This is a genomic window from Pseudomonas sp. AC070 (assembly GCF_979258635.1).
In genome coordinates, this window is the sequence record NZ_OZ409871.1 from 3851869 (window position 1) to 3866605 (window position 14737).

General features: G+C 50.8%; 10 protein-coding genes and 1 pseudogene. 3 read left to right on the top strand and 8 right to left on the bottom strand.

All coding sequences use genetic code 11. The features are described 5' to 3' along the window. Nucleotides 1–31 precede the first annotated feature (31 nt). Nucleotides 32–1765, top strand: coding sequence for a caspase family protein (locus tag ACZZ0Q_RS17290; protein ID WP_463541442.1), 1734 nt, complete (start codon nt 32–34; stop codon nt 1763–1765). Nucleotides 1766–2034: 269 nt separating this feature from the next. Here the strand turns inward: ACZZ0Q_RS17290 and ACZZ0Q_RS17295 are convergent, their stop codons facing one another. After that, nucleotides 2035–2301, bottom strand: coding sequence for a hypothetical protein (locus ACZZ0Q_RS17295; protein WP_463541441.1), 267 nt, complete (start codon nt 2299–2301; stop codon nt 2035–2037). A gap of 54 nt (nt 2302–2355) precedes the next feature. Here ACZZ0Q_RS17295 and ACZZ0Q_RS17300 point away from each other — a divergent pair, with 54 nt between their 5' ends. Next, nucleotides 2356–3627 carry a hypothetical protein gene (locus ACZZ0Q_RS17300; RefSeq protein WP_463541440.1) on the top strand — a complete coding sequence of 424 codons (1272 nt, stop codon included), beginning with the start codon at nt 2356–2358 and terminating at the stop codon, nt 3625–3627. Nucleotides 3628–3884: 257 nt separating this feature from the next. Here the strand turns inward: ACZZ0Q_RS17300 and ACZZ0Q_RS17305 are convergent, their stop codons facing one another. The 4 genes and pseudogenes from ACZZ0Q_RS17305 to ACZZ0Q_RS17320 form a co-directional block, all read right to left on the bottom strand. After that, nucleotides 3885–4274: a 4-fold beta flower protein gene (locus ACZZ0Q_RS17305; RefSeq protein WP_463541439.1), complete on the bottom strand. Its 390-nt coding sequence runs from the start codon at nt 4272–4274 to the stop codon at nt 3885–3887. A gap of 67 nt (nt 4275–4341) precedes the next feature. Then, nucleotides 4342–5286, bottom strand: a complete 945-nt coding sequence (locus ACZZ0Q_RS17310; RefSeq protein WP_463541438.1) for a hypothetical protein — start codon at nt 5284–5286, stop codon at nt 4342–4344. Between the two features lie 341 nt (nt 5287–5627). Continuing rightward, nucleotides 5628–5816, bottom strand: a pseudogene (locus ACZZ0Q_RS17315) (DUF4113 domain-containing protein); the annotation flags it as partial. 61 nt (nt 5817–5877) lie between these two features. Beyond that, nucleotides 5878–6921, bottom strand: coding sequence for a hypothetical protein (locus ACZZ0Q_RS17320; protein ID WP_463541437.1), 1044 nt, complete (start codon nt 6919–6921; stop codon nt 5878–5880). A gap of 378 nt (nt 6922–7299) precedes the next feature. Between ACZZ0Q_RS17320 and ACZZ0Q_RS17325 the strand changes: the two genes are divergently transcribed. Next, entirely contained in the window at nt 7300–11268 is a 3969-nt protein-coding gene (locus ACZZ0Q_RS17325; RefSeq protein ID WP_463541436.1) for a DUF4365 domain-containing protein, read from the top strand. 257 nt (nt 11269–11525) lie between these two features. Here ACZZ0Q_RS17325 and ACZZ0Q_RS17330 read toward each other — a convergent pair whose 3' ends face one another. From ACZZ0Q_RS17330 to ACZZ0Q_RS17340, 3 genes are all read right to left on the bottom strand, one after another. Continuing rightward, nucleotides 11526–12239 carry a hypothetical protein gene (locus ACZZ0Q_RS17330; RefSeq protein ID WP_463541435.1) on the bottom strand — a complete coding sequence of 238 codons (714 nt, stop codon included), beginning with the start codon at nt 12237–12239 and terminating at the stop codon, nt 11526–11528. A gap of 459 nt (nt 12240–12698) precedes the next feature. Continuing rightward, the gene (locus ACZZ0Q_RS17335; RefSeq protein WP_463541434.1) at nt 12699–13568 is read right to left on the bottom strand and encodes a nucleotidyl transferase AbiEii/AbiGii toxin family protein; all 870 of its coding nucleotides are present in this window, start codon (nt 13566–13568) and stop codon (nt 12699–12701) included. Then, nucleotides 13556–14674 carry a type IV toxin-antitoxin system AbiEi family antitoxin gene (locus ACZZ0Q_RS17340; RefSeq protein ID WP_463541433.1) on the bottom strand — a complete coding sequence of 373 codons (1119 nt, stop codon included), beginning with the start codon at nt 14672–14674 and terminating at the stop codon, nt 13556–13558. Before ACZZ0Q_RS17340 ends, ACZZ0Q_RS17335 begins: the two co-directional genes overlap by 13 nt. Between the last annotated feature and the right edge of the window lie 63 nt (nt 14675–14737).

Consider the following 14737-nt stretch of genomic DNA (forward strand, 5'->3'; position numbering starts at 1 on the left):
GATTAATCGTTAGGTTTCAAAAGGTGATCCTATGCGAGATATTCGTTTCCTCCTCAAAACTCACTACGCAAACAGTCATGCATTAGTGATCGGCGTAAACAGATACGAACACGTTCCGCCTCTGGCCTACGCTGTCAATGACGCTACCGCCGTTCGCGATTTACTAATAGGTGAGTTTGGATTCCCCTCGGAAAATGTCATATGTCTTCTCGACGAGGATGCGACAAGAGATGCCATCTTCAAGGCGTACTGCAGCTTTATGCGAGAAGACGTAGGGCTTGATGATCGAGTGGTCGTTTTCTTCGCGGGACACGGTCACACCCTCACAGGAAATAGAGGAGAGGTTGGCTTCCTTGTTCCCCAAGATGCCGATCCAAGTGACTACAGCACACTTATTCGTTGGGATGATCTGACGAAGAACTCCGAACTGATTCGGGCAAAACATCTCATGTACATCATGGATGCGTGCTACGGCGGACTGGCTTTAACGAGAAGCACGCTGCCTGGGAGCGCACGCTTTTTAAAGGACATGCTGCTCAGGCACTCTCGGCAGGTTCTGACCGCAGGAAAAGCTGACGAAACTGTTTCAGATGCAGGGGGACCACTTCCAGGTCACTCAGTATTTACTGGCCATCTGATTGAAGGACTCCTAGGTAAAGCCGCTAGCGACGGAGGTGTCATTACCGCCAATAGCCTTATGTCATACGTTTACCAGCGAGTTTCAAGTGACAGGGATTCCAACCAAACCCCCCATTACGGACACCTCGACGGAGATGGCGACTTTGTGTTCAAGGCAGCCGGTCTAAGCGAGCTAGAGCGTATCAACGATAAGGATCTGGATAGACTCATCACTATCCCTCATGCAGAGAATCTGACAGCTACTTCGAACCTGGCTAAAAAATCCGAGAGAGTGAAGTCCTTACTTTCTAATGAAAGCAACTCCATAGAACTCCACGACTTTTTGGTGGGTGAAGTGAGGCGCTTCTTAGCAATGACTTCAGAAGATGACTTTCCGTTGTCGGGTGGATTCAACCAAGCAGACTTCAGTTTAAGGTTAGAGCGATACGAGAACGCATCACTAGACCTCTCCACCCTACTAGCCGCCGTGGCCTACTGGGCTAAGCCGGTGCATCTAGCCACTCTCCAGAAGTGTTTGGCTCGTTCGTGTGATCGGTTAGATGTACGCGGCGGGCAACAGATATGGTTGGAGCTGCGTTGGTACCCACTTATCTTGCAGACCTATAGGGTCGGTATCGCGGCAATAGACGCACAGCGGTACGAAAGCCTAGCGGCGCTTTTCTACACGTCTCTTCCCTCTATCGAGCAGCGAGACCAAAGCCCGCTTCTAGTCGAGGCCATTGGGAAATGCATACTCGAACTGAATCGAACTAATGTTTTGAAGTCCATTCCGGGGCACGAGAACAACTACACGCCTCTCAGCGAGTACCTATTCAAAATCCTTCAGCCCAGCTTGGATGATTTGCTTTTCTTTGGCAAAAGCTATGAACAAGCGTTCGATACATTCGAGGTGTTACTCGGTCTTGCCGTCGCAGACATGCGTATTCTGAGGGACGAAGGCGTCTGGGGTCCGTTTGGTCGCTTCGGCTGGAAGAGGCTTCCTTTTGAAAGGGTTGTGCAAGAAGCAAAAACACAGGGCCCAAGTTGGGCTCCCCTCAAGGCCGGCCTTTTTGGTGGAAGCTTTGAACGCTTCGAGATGGTAGCGAAGGAGTACGGTCAGTTAGTCTCTCGGCTTAATTGGTATTGAACCCGACCAATTCTTTTTAGGAGGCGGGCGCCGACCACGGCCTATTTTGGTCAAAGCATATGCTAGCTCTTTTTGCCCGCTTCTGGCCGTTTGCTGCGCTTCACGACAGGCAGAAAACAGCCAAAAGCGGACTGATATGTCCCGACTGTACAAACCGTACGATGAATTTCCGGACTTTCTAGGGAGGCTGGGCTATTCATCATCAGCAAGAAATCGCCAATACGGGAAGGATATGCAGCCGACCAAGGAGGTCGGCGCATTAACCCAGCTCATTCCAAGGTCATGGTTTCTTCCTTGCAGGATTTTTTCGCCTCCCCTTTAAGTGCTTTATGCACCTGAGCGCTGACGAGCATCTCTGCCGTCCCAGCCTTGCTCAGTTTCAAATAGCCATTTACATCGGCGGCGGTCATAGTGGGTTTATTGCCCGGTTTGTCGTTGATGACGCGTGCAATGGTTGAGTTGCTGAGGCCTGCCTCTGATAAATCGATAATTCGGTGCAGGTTCAGCTCGCGGAAGATCGGGGCTAGTATTGGCATTTTTTCTCCATACCTATTGAGTAACCGGACTGATCAGGATTTTTGACCGGCCGAATGAAACTACCCCGCCTCGGTTTTCGTGAAAATTCAACAGCGGTATTTATCTGCGTGGTCTTGACAATGCCAGCGAACGAGTATTCGGAGAGTGATCTTTTCAACAAGGATCATTTGGAAAAAGTCTTTTGGATCGAAATTGCCAAGCGAAAAGCATTCCGCTCAGGGCATGCTGCTTTCACCAGGCTTGAAGCGTTGGCCCAAGGAATCGATGAGTTTTGCATTACGGAGAGTGACGCAAACGGCCCCGTGGAAGACGGTGCCTGGCGGGTGTTGAAGGCTGTTGAGAACGAAGGAGTTTTTCGCTCTATTTGGTACACAGAGGAGGAAGAGTCGGTTTTACTCAGCGCTCTGGACACTTTCCAAGCCGAAGCTGTCGAGGTAGGCGAATTACTGAGGCCACACCTTGATGGATTCTGCCTTGCAGATTTTGCTATTCGAGCCGACATACGCCTCCTGCATCAATGGTGGGCCTACATCACTTCTGACAAAGGCAAAGAAGAGCTTGGCACTGTCGACAGTCATTACAGCTCTTTCGGAGAGTCGCGCAGAATTGATAGCGATGATGACGACCCGCCCTTTTCTGGCACTGGCCCTATAAGACGATTCTCAAGTTATCCCTGCCCTGTTTCCCCGCCAATGATTGTTCGCCGCGCCCAAGCTTGGGCGCTCGCCACGGATGAGGTCGACATTACCGTTAACGGCAATTGTCTGGAGGATAAGCTTGTCCTGGTGCTTGACCTAGCCAGGCCACTGCCGCCGATGGCGTTACTACAGGCCAAGCTGGAAATGGCCCAGGCTTCAGCAAGAGGACGCCACACACTCAAGGCTTTCGAGTCCGGCAAGTTCCCGGATGACAAGTTTGCCTCTGTCGTCGTGAGTGGAAGCTCAGGTCTGGTTACGCACTTGAAGGCTGAAGCAGATGAGCACGTAATCGTCAAATCAACAATGAATGTGAATACGATGATTTATGGGCTGTACGCTTGGGACTTGATTGAAGGGTTCAGACTCGACGATGAGCTGAGTGCACTTCGAAATGATGCACTGAAACCCGCACGCAAGACAGCTGCCATCAAGGGCAACGGCGAGCCCAGAGCCTTAGTACTGACTGAGGCGGAAGCCTATCGAATCACACTTAAAATGCTTGGCAGCGAAATGAGTGAACAAGAGCTTGTAGATGGAGTACGCAGCGTTCGACGTGCTTTGACCAAGATCGTACGACCAATGATTGAAAGGTATGAGCCTGCAGAGCTGCCTTGGGCTAACTCCTAGGTTGAATGGCTCTATTTTTTGGAATCGGTCCACTGCTTCTGACTGTTTGTACCTGTCGTGAAGGACAGCTTTCAGCCAATACCAGCCATTTAGCAGTCGTTTTCCCCAAGAGTGATCAACCCGCTGACGCCCGAGTATCAGCTCCTGTATCCCTGCCAGGCTTTATCTGGTTGCTGCTGTATTGAGCACCTGCTAAGGGGGCGGCTTTAGCCAGTCCCGGTGAGCGAAGCGAACGACTTGAGCCATTTGCTATGGGTCTACTGCCCCAGCCATGCGGGGAATAAAAACTGCGACCAACCGCCTGCGGGGGTGGCAGGTCGAGCTGGTCGCGCTGGTCTTGCAGGACGTGCCGGGCGAGCAGGCCTAGCTGATCGGGCTGATCGAGCCGGTCTGGGGGGACGTGCTGCCCCAGCTACACGCACTTGTGGGTTCCAAGCTACTGGGCAGCCACTTTGATCAAGACACAGTAGGCCGTGAACGGGGCCAAGCCAATCCCCTGAATCCGCAGACCACGCGTGATTGTTAGAAATATAAGCTACCCAATTCATTTCTGTATCAAAGATGTGCTGATTGAGTGAAATCCAGCCGGCAAGATCGCAGTCTTTATCAAACAATGGGAATAGCGTTGAACCCTCCTTGTATGGCATAACGTTTGGTTAAGGGGCCGACTTTAGCTCGCCCCCCGTGAGCGAAGCGAACGACTTGAACCATTTGTTAGCAGTCATGGCTTGCGGCCCCTAGACGTTCGTTTTCATCCATAATTGAAAAATACTCAGAGTACGATGTTATGTTTGTATATAACTCAAGCTCTTTTATTGTTCCTTCTGGGTGCTTCAAGCTTATATTTAGCCAGAAAAACATAATCAGAACCGCTCCAAATATAAGTGATAGTGCGGTGAGGAAAGCGCCTTTAATGGTTAATAGTAATGTGAAGAACGCAGAAAAGGACAAGTTGAAATCACCCTCAGGATTTGCGGGCATGAAACTTAATGGCCAAATTACCCCAATAAAAAATAACATTGTTACTAAGGCTAACGCGTAGGTGATTTGTGGTGATGACTCGGGATTGCCTCTTATGGAGTCGAGCATATTTGATGCTAAACGTATGTGGTGCCGAGCTTCTCTAATAACACTATCGATTGCTTCCCTTTCTTTTTGTAAATTATTAGCCAAATCCATGTTGAATGGAGAAAGGGCTGAAAATTTCACTGGTGCCGGTTCGATATATGCGAATCCGGGCCTCAGCTGTTGAAAGCGGGCCGCCCTTTGTCTAAGTTCCTCTCGTTCTTTCTTTTGCTCGATCTTATTTGCTTGTATAATTGATTCAATTTCTTGAAGGATTTCATTGCGTGGTGAAAAAGACGAAAAGTTTAGTTGATCATAGTATTGCTCAGGAGTGAGATATTCATCCCCCTCAAAAAGATTACTCAATTCATCGTACTGCTTTTTGTTTGTCTGTTTGTTATACCATGTGAAATACATGCCTCCGGCAGAGTCTACTACTCTTCTGCATTGAGTTAGCGTATCCCTGCCTTTGTTCACTTTCTCAGAGTAACTTGCTTGGTTGCTAAGTATTTTAGTTATTATGAATGCGCCAAATATACCAACAATTGCCGCAGATGATTGAGAAAGCGAGCTGAAAAACCAATTCCAATCCATGTAAAAGCTCCTGCTGACGGCTAAATATAAGTAGACGGCACATGTGGCGTGATATTTTCCACCGTTTGCGTCTGATAACGTTCCTTGTTCATGCGTAGCTCCTTGCTCGGTTTGAGTGTCGCGCGAGAAACGCGACTTGAGGCGAGGAGGAAAAGCGACATGACTTACGCGCACATTACTGACGGATCATCGGGGTGTCCATGGACTGCTGTTGGCCGATAGCCGCCAGTCGTGAAGGGCTATAATCGGCCAAGATGGTCCTCTCGCCGTTATGGCTCTCCTTCGGTTAGCAGCAAACACTCGCCGTAGGCTTGCCCCGTCCAAAGGAAATCCCTGACCTCTTAAGGTACGCCCCAAAGTCCATCCAGCCTCGTGGTATAGCTGGGACTCATCATTTCCCGTCTCATGCCCCACTCAGGATTCGTGGGAACCCTTCCAGGTCTTAGCGTCCCCCTGCCCCACTTCTCGTTAACCAGGTCCATGACGCCCATCAGCTTGCTGATAGATACCGGTTCGCTGCCTGAGAAAAGGGCGTAGACATCGAACAGCTGTTGGGGCAGTAGCCTCATACAGAAGCTCTGGCAACTTTCACTAGCGAACGCTAGGTCCGATTTCGAGATTTGTGAAAACTGGGCCGAACGTCCAATCTGCCAATCCTTCGCAGCCTTTCGTAAGGTAGTTAGCTGGGATAGGCTCGTCCGGATCAAGCATTAAACGAATTTTTCTAAGTACTGCCTGCTTCCCAGACTCAGGTAAACCGTCCCACCAAGAAATACGTATGGCGTGATTTTCACAGGTGAAGAGCGAGAATCTGAGCAGCAGATCCTCAAGACGATCTCCCCGAGTTACGCACTCAATGAGTGACTGAATGAATGGCATACATATTGAGTCACTTGAACCGTGCCAAGCGAATGTGAAGCTCCAGCCGGTATCCGTAGGGGCAGTAAAAGCTGTAAGCAGCTCAGGAGGGGATGACCGGTCACTGAGATCATTTAGTGGTCTTCCTAGATAGTCGAAATCAGGATAAAAAAGACCTGAAAGTTGTAGGGAGCAGCGCGACTCTGTAGCAAAACAAACATATCGGAACTCATCAAAACTCTTGTTCTGTAGGGCCTCGTCATAGCACCTTTTATGATACTCCAGTCCTTTGACACCAAAGGCTGTCCCGTAAAACACAGCCGCCATGAAATCTCGGCTAGTCTTATCCAGATCGGACGAATCGAGCGTCTCCCTCATTACCTGCAACGCATTTTCCTTGACGAAGCACTCTCGACAGAGCGAACGATATGCGTAGAGCGCTATCTGCTCAGCAGTAGGTCGGAGAGGAGCGTTATCAATGGGCTCGAATAGAGCATTGTCATGTGTTTTACAAAATCCTAAGAATGTTGATGCCTTACCTATGCCAATTCTCTTAGGCACTGGAATGCCATTTGTTTTGCGAAGAGTGGACATATCTCCATTCATTCGATAGACATGGCTATCCTCAGCGATGCGCTGCAACTGCCCCATGCGTTGTATCGAGTGGGCGGAGATAATTTCCTCGCACCTTCCGCCGGTATCAAAGTGAAGACAACGGCCCTTGGAATCTTGCCGCTTCATAGCCTCTAGATACTTTCCTAAGAAATTCTTGTCCATTTCCTTTCCCATCCACGCCCGGAAACACGAGTTTTGCATAGAACGCCATGAAGCTCGTTGGAGCGGGAGTGTCTACCCCACTCAGGATTCGCGGAAACCCTTCCAGGTCTTAGCGTCCCGTGCCCCACCTCTCGTTGACCTGGTCCATGACACCCATCAGTTTGCTGATAGATACCGGTTCGTTGCTTGAGAAAAGGTCATCAATGAACTCGCCGCGCTGGCTGAGTCCCAACAACATCACTTCGCCTTTGCTATAGGTGTATCCCGGCCGGCACAGTTTATCTAAGGTCGTCAAAGCGGTGTGAATCAGCAGCTGGGTGTCATCTGTTGGGTAATTACTCAGTACACTGGACCTGCGAAAAACATTATGGGTGAGCCATGCCAGTCGAAGGTCCTCTTCCTCAAACTGGGGAACAGCACGAAATCAACACAGACGCCGATCGCTGTTTTAGAGCGCGCACTCCACGCCATTGGAAAATCCATGGCCTGGATGGCACTGACGACTACGGCCTGGACTACCAAGTCCAAACGGCCCCAAACCAGGAAGTTAGAGACGTTTTCCGCGTTCAGTTGAAAGGGACTCGGTCACCCGAAATCTCGGCAGATCAGTCATTCATATCCATTCAACTAAAGGCTTCTACTATTCGTTACTACGATCGATTGGTAGAGCCGCTCCTGCTTGTTCTATGCGATCTACAGGTTGATCCCGAGCCACTCGACTGCCCCCTTTACTACGTGTGGTTGCGGGATGAACTTCATCGTATCCATGTGGATGCTCTCCCCGTGGATCAGCGATACGTAACTCTACGGGTACCTACAAAAAACCGGCTAACGGTGCGAACAGACCTCGACTCGGACATCAATCTGCAGAATGAGTTGTCCCGTGCCGGACACGCCCTAGACATACGTGTCGAGCAGACGCACCCGACGATGCAAGTGGAGGATCGGCTGGGTGTAATTCAAGGGGTGACACAGGGGCTATCGGTACGCAGTCCTGCTTTTATCGATGCCCTAGCTGCGCCAGCAGAGGAGCATTGGGTAGCCCCTCCCGCCGGCACACTTGCATGGCATCTGAATCAAGCGAAGATTATTTTACGTACCCACTCGATTGACCGAGCTGCAGCGGAACTAGGAGCTGCGGAAGCATTGCTGAGTGAATCTACGCCACTTGAGTTGGCTGAGTACTGGTATTTGAGAGGCCGATGGCACTGTGCATGCGGTCACGATCAGGATGCAAGTAACGCATTCAGGCGCGCGCACGGCGTATACCCTTTGCCGAAGCACCTTGCAGCATGGGCAGAAATGGAGCTTCGACTGCGCCTTGGGTCGGAGAAAGACTCTTATACCGACCTTCTTGAAGAGCTGGTTGGAGAAGATCCGCTAGTACTCTCTGCAAGAGCGAGAGTGCTTGCAGCGGAGGGCGCATTCGACGAAGCGATAGCCGTTGCTGATCGCATCAGCGGCGGTGAGAAGTATGCCGCCAGAGCGCTAATCCACACTATGTTCAGCAGGTCGGAAGAGGCTTTGGCCGACTGCAACATTGGTCTTGCATGCGCAGGTCTCGCCGATAATTGGCAGCAGGTGCTGCTTGTACTCAAATCACGTGCACAGTTCTACCTAGCTCTTGCCGGAAACTCGGTCTCTGGAGAGGTTCTACCACCGAGTGGGCTTGCGGGTACCGACCCTGAGCTGGTCAAGCAAGCATGGTCGGCGATTCAGGACGCAGTCGACAATTTACAAGAGGTGGGCTGGGGCTCAAACATTGAACATCTAGCTGATATCTGGGCAGCCACCGCCTCCATGCTAGGTAAGCAGAAAGAAATTCTGCCAGCGCTTGCCGATGCCGCTCGTGCACGCCCACACCTCGAAGGACTGCAAAACGCACTTGAGTCGGTCGCAGCCCAATGCGGGGAGTTCGCGATCGCACTGGAAGCGAATGATCGATTGCCCACAAGCCAATTAGGAATTCTGCGACGCATTTTGCTCCTACGCGAGAACCGTCAGCATCGTGCATGTTTCGAACTATTCGACCTGAATTTCCAAACCTTGGATAGGACACACGAGCTTTTCGGTGCCGCCGCTATTTCCGCGGCGCTATCCGCGCACAAGCTCGCGCAGCCCACCCTTGTCACCAAGTGGGCGACAGAGTTGGAGTCGAATGCGGCCCTTCGTGAAAGTTCTGTATTGCTGCAGTATTTCTTGATGCTTGAGATGAACAGGCTTGGAAAGACCGTAGCACTTCAGTTTCTCCTCGATCGCTACGAAGAACTTGATCGCCCATACATGTTATCTGTCGCGTTATTGGAGGAGCTTGACCCAACAGAACCGGCTTATGCGCCTATTTGTCTGGTGGTGGCCGGTCGTATTACAGAGAAGGTCCAACTCTCGCCTAGCATGGCTGCGCACGTGGGGCTGGCATTGGCCACAACCGAAGATTGGAAGTCTTTGCTAGAGCTATGCCGAGGAGTGAAAGTCCGGCTGGAACCTGGTCCGCGAATGCATGCTTTTGAGGCTCTGGCACTGGATCGCTTGGGAGAAACCCAAGAAGCTCGTCGAATTCTCGAAGTAATGCTGGAGGGTGGAGTCCGAGACAACCTGGCATTGAACACTTACATAACCATCATGGTGAGGTGTGGCTTTGTTCAGCAAGCCATAAAGGCAGCAGACATAATTCTTGAGGCCGCAACATCAAATCAGCAGCGGATGGAATGCATCAGATTGCTGTTCAATCTAATTCAACATTCTGAACCTGCGAGCGGTCGGCTCTTGGCACTCGCGGCTCAAATGGGAAGCTTGGTGGATTCCAACTCCGAGGTTCAGGAGGGTATCTACTTAACGATGCTTCTAATGGCCACGGCCACGGATGCTCGTGAGATTTCCCAACTGGAGGTTTCCGAGTTCAGGACGAGAGCCGATACCTTCTTCACGAAGTTTCCGAACTCCAAAATTATCAAGAAAGCAGAAATCCGGGATGACGCTCCGGCTGAAGAGATACTCGCGCAGATTAAGACGATTACCGGTATTACTGCTGATCAAGAGGTGGTGCAGCAGAGGCTGGAAAACCAGCTACAGCAGGGCCTGAGCCTATTTCCTTTTGCGTGGAGGCCAAAGTGGGTTCTGTCGTCAGTGCACGATGTTGTTCAACTTTGGGAGATCGCAAAGGTATGCAGTAGAGATGACAGGAAGTACCACCTCACGATGCTGGCGGATAATCGGTGGCAGCCGCCAAGCGCTGCCACACTGAGAGAGCGTATTCCACTTCTGGATTGGACGGCTTTGCTAGTCCTATTCGACTTGGGCTTGATTCAGCCGGTGATGCAGTTTTTCGAAAAGGTGGCAATTTCTCAAGGCACGCTTGAGACCTTGGCGAACCTAGTGAATCCGTTTTCCAGCAGCCCTATGCGAGGAAAATGTCTCGCGCTCCAAGATGCCCTGAAGCCACATCTCAGCCAGATCATACAGCCATCGCTACTGAGCGTGTCCGAGGACGATCAGGAAGATGATGACTCTACTAGGCATGAGCGCACGGAAATTGCGGATATCTGCCAAAGTGAAGCCAGTGTTTATCGCCTTTATTCAGACGATTTGGCTTTCCGCGTGTTCTGTGCGGGCGGAGGTGCCATAGACGGCATATGCACCCTAGATATGTTGGCGGCCCTAGAAGATGCTGATTTACTCACGCGAGGAGAGGTCGCTCAGAAAATCTCGCAGCTTTGTGCGTGGCGGGTCGGGCTTATAGTCCGCTACCAGGAATTGGTGTCCCTTTTACCGAGCGAGCTATCGACGGCTCGCTACTTAAAACAAGGTATGCAGATAATCGATGCGGATCCCACGTTCATGGCAGCCATCGATGCGCTTTGGGATTTCCGGGCGCCGTTCGACAAAACCCTGAGTCATGCTTCAGCGGTTTTGCGATCGCTGGCCGATACGACGTCTCTTCCTGTTCCAGCTCTCGCGTCACTGCTTGGCCAGTGGTTCGTGAAGGCAGGCCTGAAAAGCGATGCTCCCTTGACGGCACTTGGGATCCTGACAAAAGCAATTACACGAGCAGCGCTCCCTGAAAATCTCACAAAAAGCACCGCTCACAAGCTTATGGGTACGTACAGAGAGCTTGTCGAGTTTCACTTTGCTGAGCAGATGGACGAATCGAAAGAGCGAGAAGCTATTCTGTCTCTGGCAGCAGAGTGTGCACAGCTCCAAGCGACAGAGTTGGATGGCAGTGAGAGGGTTTACAGCGGGCTAAAACAAGCCCTCACGGAAGGAACTAGCGATGAGTCCGTTTTCTCATCGGGCTACACGAACGTAATGATTCGACTAAAGACTGACTCTAACTGCACCAAGGCCTAGGTTGCCTCGCACCGCGAAAGAAACAGGAGCTATTTCCTGTTTCTTTCGCGGTGCGAGCACTTAAATTGGTAGGCAAGTCACCTCAGCTAACCTTTCATCACAGATGGTTACCGCCCTATCAAAAACTGCTCTCTCTACGAAACCAAACTCAAGATCCGCACAGTTACCCATGATTGTTTATATTCATAAAACAAAAATTTCGGCTATTTTTTAGCGCAGCGAAAAATCACGCTTTCAGGATGTACTTATTATTCTCGCTACTGGCCATCAGGGCTATAGCTGATAACCAATGCTGAATGTGGAGCCCCCATATCACCGAATGCTTTTTCGTATCTGCCCTTCGGAAGCGGCGTTCCTTGAGTGCAATTGCACATAGCTTCAATCACATTACTTATTGATAAGAGACGCGTTTCCAACAGTGCTTTCAGTTCATCATCTGTCCAAGGTTCAATATTGCCAGGCCTTTTTGATGAAAAGCTATAAGCGTCGTCGTGCCACGCACAAGCGGATCCCTCGTCTGGCATGAACGATGGCTGGCTCCCAAATGGATACTCACAATAGAACATTTCCCAAATGGCGGCGTAATGCCTTTGTGCATGCTGCCTTTGAAGCTGTGAATGAAAATGGGACTCTCCAGAAGATTTTTGCTTCGAATCCCATGTATTTACATGAGTACTCAACCGAGGCCATTTCGCTTCAAAAATTCCGGCCTTAAATTCTCTGTCATTTTGTAAAATCACACATGCGTCAGCACCTAGATCTCGTTCAGCACTAGCATTTAATACTTGAATCTTTGCGGTCAGTCCGGGTATTGCTCTTGCGTGTACTTCCCGCCTAAATGCAGCAGTAAAGTTAGATGTATAGTCGTTTTCACTTACCACTATTCCTTCGATTAAGTCTGCACGGACGAGCCGATCGGCCCAATAGGCACAACTTACTATCTCCTTGATGATATTCTGCGGAAATAACACTTAACCCTCCCAAAACAAACAAAAAAATTGATAAAAACTGACGGATACAAAACCAGCGATCTGTTGGATAATGTTCTCTTTCTTGTGGTCGCGACTGCTCTAGAGTGAGTTTTCTGTACTGATACTGGCGCTGTGCACCACCTTTGAAAATTCCTTGTATTCGCATGTGTATTGGGTTGCACATTAGCTTTCAGGCAGGGGCTAGACAAGAGAACTGCTTCCGTGCAGGAATCACCAAAATGGCTGTCGATATCCAGTGGGTGGGAATTTTCCCAGCGTTCTCAGACATTCATCTACGGCTCCAATCGGCAAAGTGAATGCAGCCGACTAAAAACTATTGGTTCAAATGGAGTGCCGAGTTGATTTCAAGCATCGAAGTTTTCTAGCAGCGCGTTGCATTTGAACTGTTCGTTTTAGATAGGACGCGTTCTCTATGGACCATTGAGTGAACACTGCGAGCTACCGTAGACCCAGCGCACGCAGCCACGCATCGACTTGCCCGAATGCGTCTGTTTGCCACTGTTCTGGCGTGCGATCCCCAAGAACTTGCGTCTCTTGAACAAAACCCCGTACGCAGGTGGGACCAAATCCATCTACAGAATCGAATTTTTTGGCGATGAAAGCGTAGCCAGCTTGGCCGCTGGCTACTTCTAAAACTGGCCGGCATTCTTCAGCTAATGCCTCTGGCCCACCTGGAAAGTTCCGGACGCAGTAGTAGATGTCATAGGCGTCCTTTTGCTTATAGCGGCCTTCGATTGCATGGCCTTTCATTGCAAGCAATGCAGGAATTGAGCAAACAGCTATCTCAACTCGATTGGTGCCGCCGTTCGGCATGTTTCCAGAAATGGCGACCATTTGGTAAAAGCGAAGGGCCAAATCGGCACCATCAGCACGTTGCACCGCAAAGTCGCTGATGTGCGGCGGAACGTTCTTTACAACCTCAGCATCCCTTGGTCGTAGGAAGTCAATGACGATATCAATAGGAGGCCCGCCGTCTTCTGCACGGATCTGCCGGACTAACTGGAAGCTTCTGAGTTGGGGGCTTTGCGCATAGCCATGCCCCAACAGTTCCTTGACCAAATTGGCATACTCGCCATCCCCGAGCGCTTCAGCGTCGAGGCCAAGATCTACATCCAGTGTTCCCACATGCTGCATGTCTTCGGTTTCATTCAGCAGCAGCCAAGGTACGGCGCCACCGATGACGGCAAATTTCCCTTTGAAGCTGCCGAGGATCTGCCCAATCTCGATCAAAACGCTCTTAACAGCCGCAGTGGTGCGGTCGTCGTAATCACTAGCACGTTGCGGCTCATTCGGAGTCATTTCGCCCATCTCAATTTCTCCTGTCGAAGAAAATCAGCCGACTCGCGCCCACGCTCTCCGGCTATGAAAAGATCAAGGTAGGTCTGAACTGGGCTGGTGCAAATTACTCCAGGTACCGGCTCTACAACGTCAAGCAACAAGCCTGGGTCATTTAGGACGCTCACCATTACGTTCTCCCCTTTGGTGCTGGGGGAAAGTTTTAGAGTCGAGCGCAATCGCTCCAATCCCTGCTCATCGGCGTAGAAGTAATGGGTGCCAGTTCGTCCATATGGTGCAAGCCACTGTGCGGCGGAGAAAGACGCTAATGCTGCCAAAGGCTTTTCATCTGGAGCTGGGTGGAGCGTGCGGATAGCCTCATCTAATGAAGCGCCGTGTAGCGTCGTATAGAAGCCGATCCGTTTGTGGGATGGGGGTTCGTACTCCTCGCTCCAAGCGTCGAGTAGCGAGTCTGGATCCGAAAGGCGCATCCCATCCTCTGATCGTTCTGCCCACTCCCTATCCAGGAGTCCAGAGCGGACATTACTCACTAATCCGATACTAACGCCGGCAGCCTCAGCTAGCTCCGCAACCCGCCAGGGGCGCGAGGGGTCGCGGAGCATTTGCCGTAGTACCTGAGCCGACTTCGGCTTAAACAAAGAGCGCAGTTCCCTTCGTTCGACTTTGGGTTTACTGGTGACCTGGCGAGAGATAAAGAACGTGCTAAAGGCCAATCTGGCGTTGCCCTCCAAGTCGACATAGGCGACATCGTGGTCACGGCATAGATCTTGGGCTTCAGCGGACAGATACGGAGCGATGAAAATGGGGGTGACTGGCTCAGGTTGACGTCTAACGTAATCCTGAAGCTGCAGTAGAGCAGTTCGCACGTGACGGGGCTGTCCGCTGGATTTCACTTCCGCTACAAGCTTGTGCAGTTTTCCAAACACCTCGAACTGAATGATTAGATCGATCTGCTCGTTTTTCTTCGCGGGGGTGACTTCCAGTCGCTCGACAGCGGGGATCTCGGCCAAAATGCCCCTGAGCGCATCGGCGGATTCGTCTTCAATTTTCATTGAATCTGTGGATTTCATCATGTGTTGAAAGTAGGCCATCCATTGAAAATCGGCAAGAGATTTCACCGGAATAGGTGTTTTCAGCAAGTGTTGAAATAGAGTCAGCTAGTGAAATTATGCGGCAATGGC

Coding starts and splice junctions, on each gene's coding strand:
- ACZZ0Q_RS17290 (WP_463541442.1), top strand. CDS start 32: ATGCGAGATATTCGTTTCCTCCTCAAAACTCACTACGCAAACAGTCAT.
- ACZZ0Q_RS17295 (WP_463541441.1), bottom strand. CDS start 2,301: ATGCCAATACTAGCCCCGATCTTCCGCGAGCTGAACCTGCACCGAATT.
- ACZZ0Q_RS17300 (WP_463541440.1), top strand. CDS start 2,356: ATGAAACTACCCCGCCTCGGTTTTCGTGAAAATTCAACAGCGGTATTT.
- ACZZ0Q_RS17305 (WP_463541439.1), bottom strand. CDS start 4,274: ATGCCATACAAGGAGGGTTCAACGCTATTCCCATTGTTTGATAAAGAC.
- ACZZ0Q_RS17310 (WP_463541438.1), bottom strand. CDS start 5,286: ATGGATTGGAATTGGTTTTTCAGCTCGCTTTCTCAATCATCTGCGGCA.
- ACZZ0Q_RS17320 (WP_463541437.1), bottom strand. CDS start 6,921: ATGGACAAGAATTTCTTAGGAAAGTATCTAGAGGCTATGAAGCGGCAA.
- ACZZ0Q_RS17325 (WP_463541436.1), top strand. CDS start 7,300: ATGCCAGTCGAAGGTCCTCTTCCTCAAACTGGGGAACAGCACGAAATC.
- ACZZ0Q_RS17335 (WP_463541434.1), bottom strand. CDS start 13,568: ATGGGCGAAATGACTCCGAATGAGCCGCAACGTGCTAGTGATTACGAC.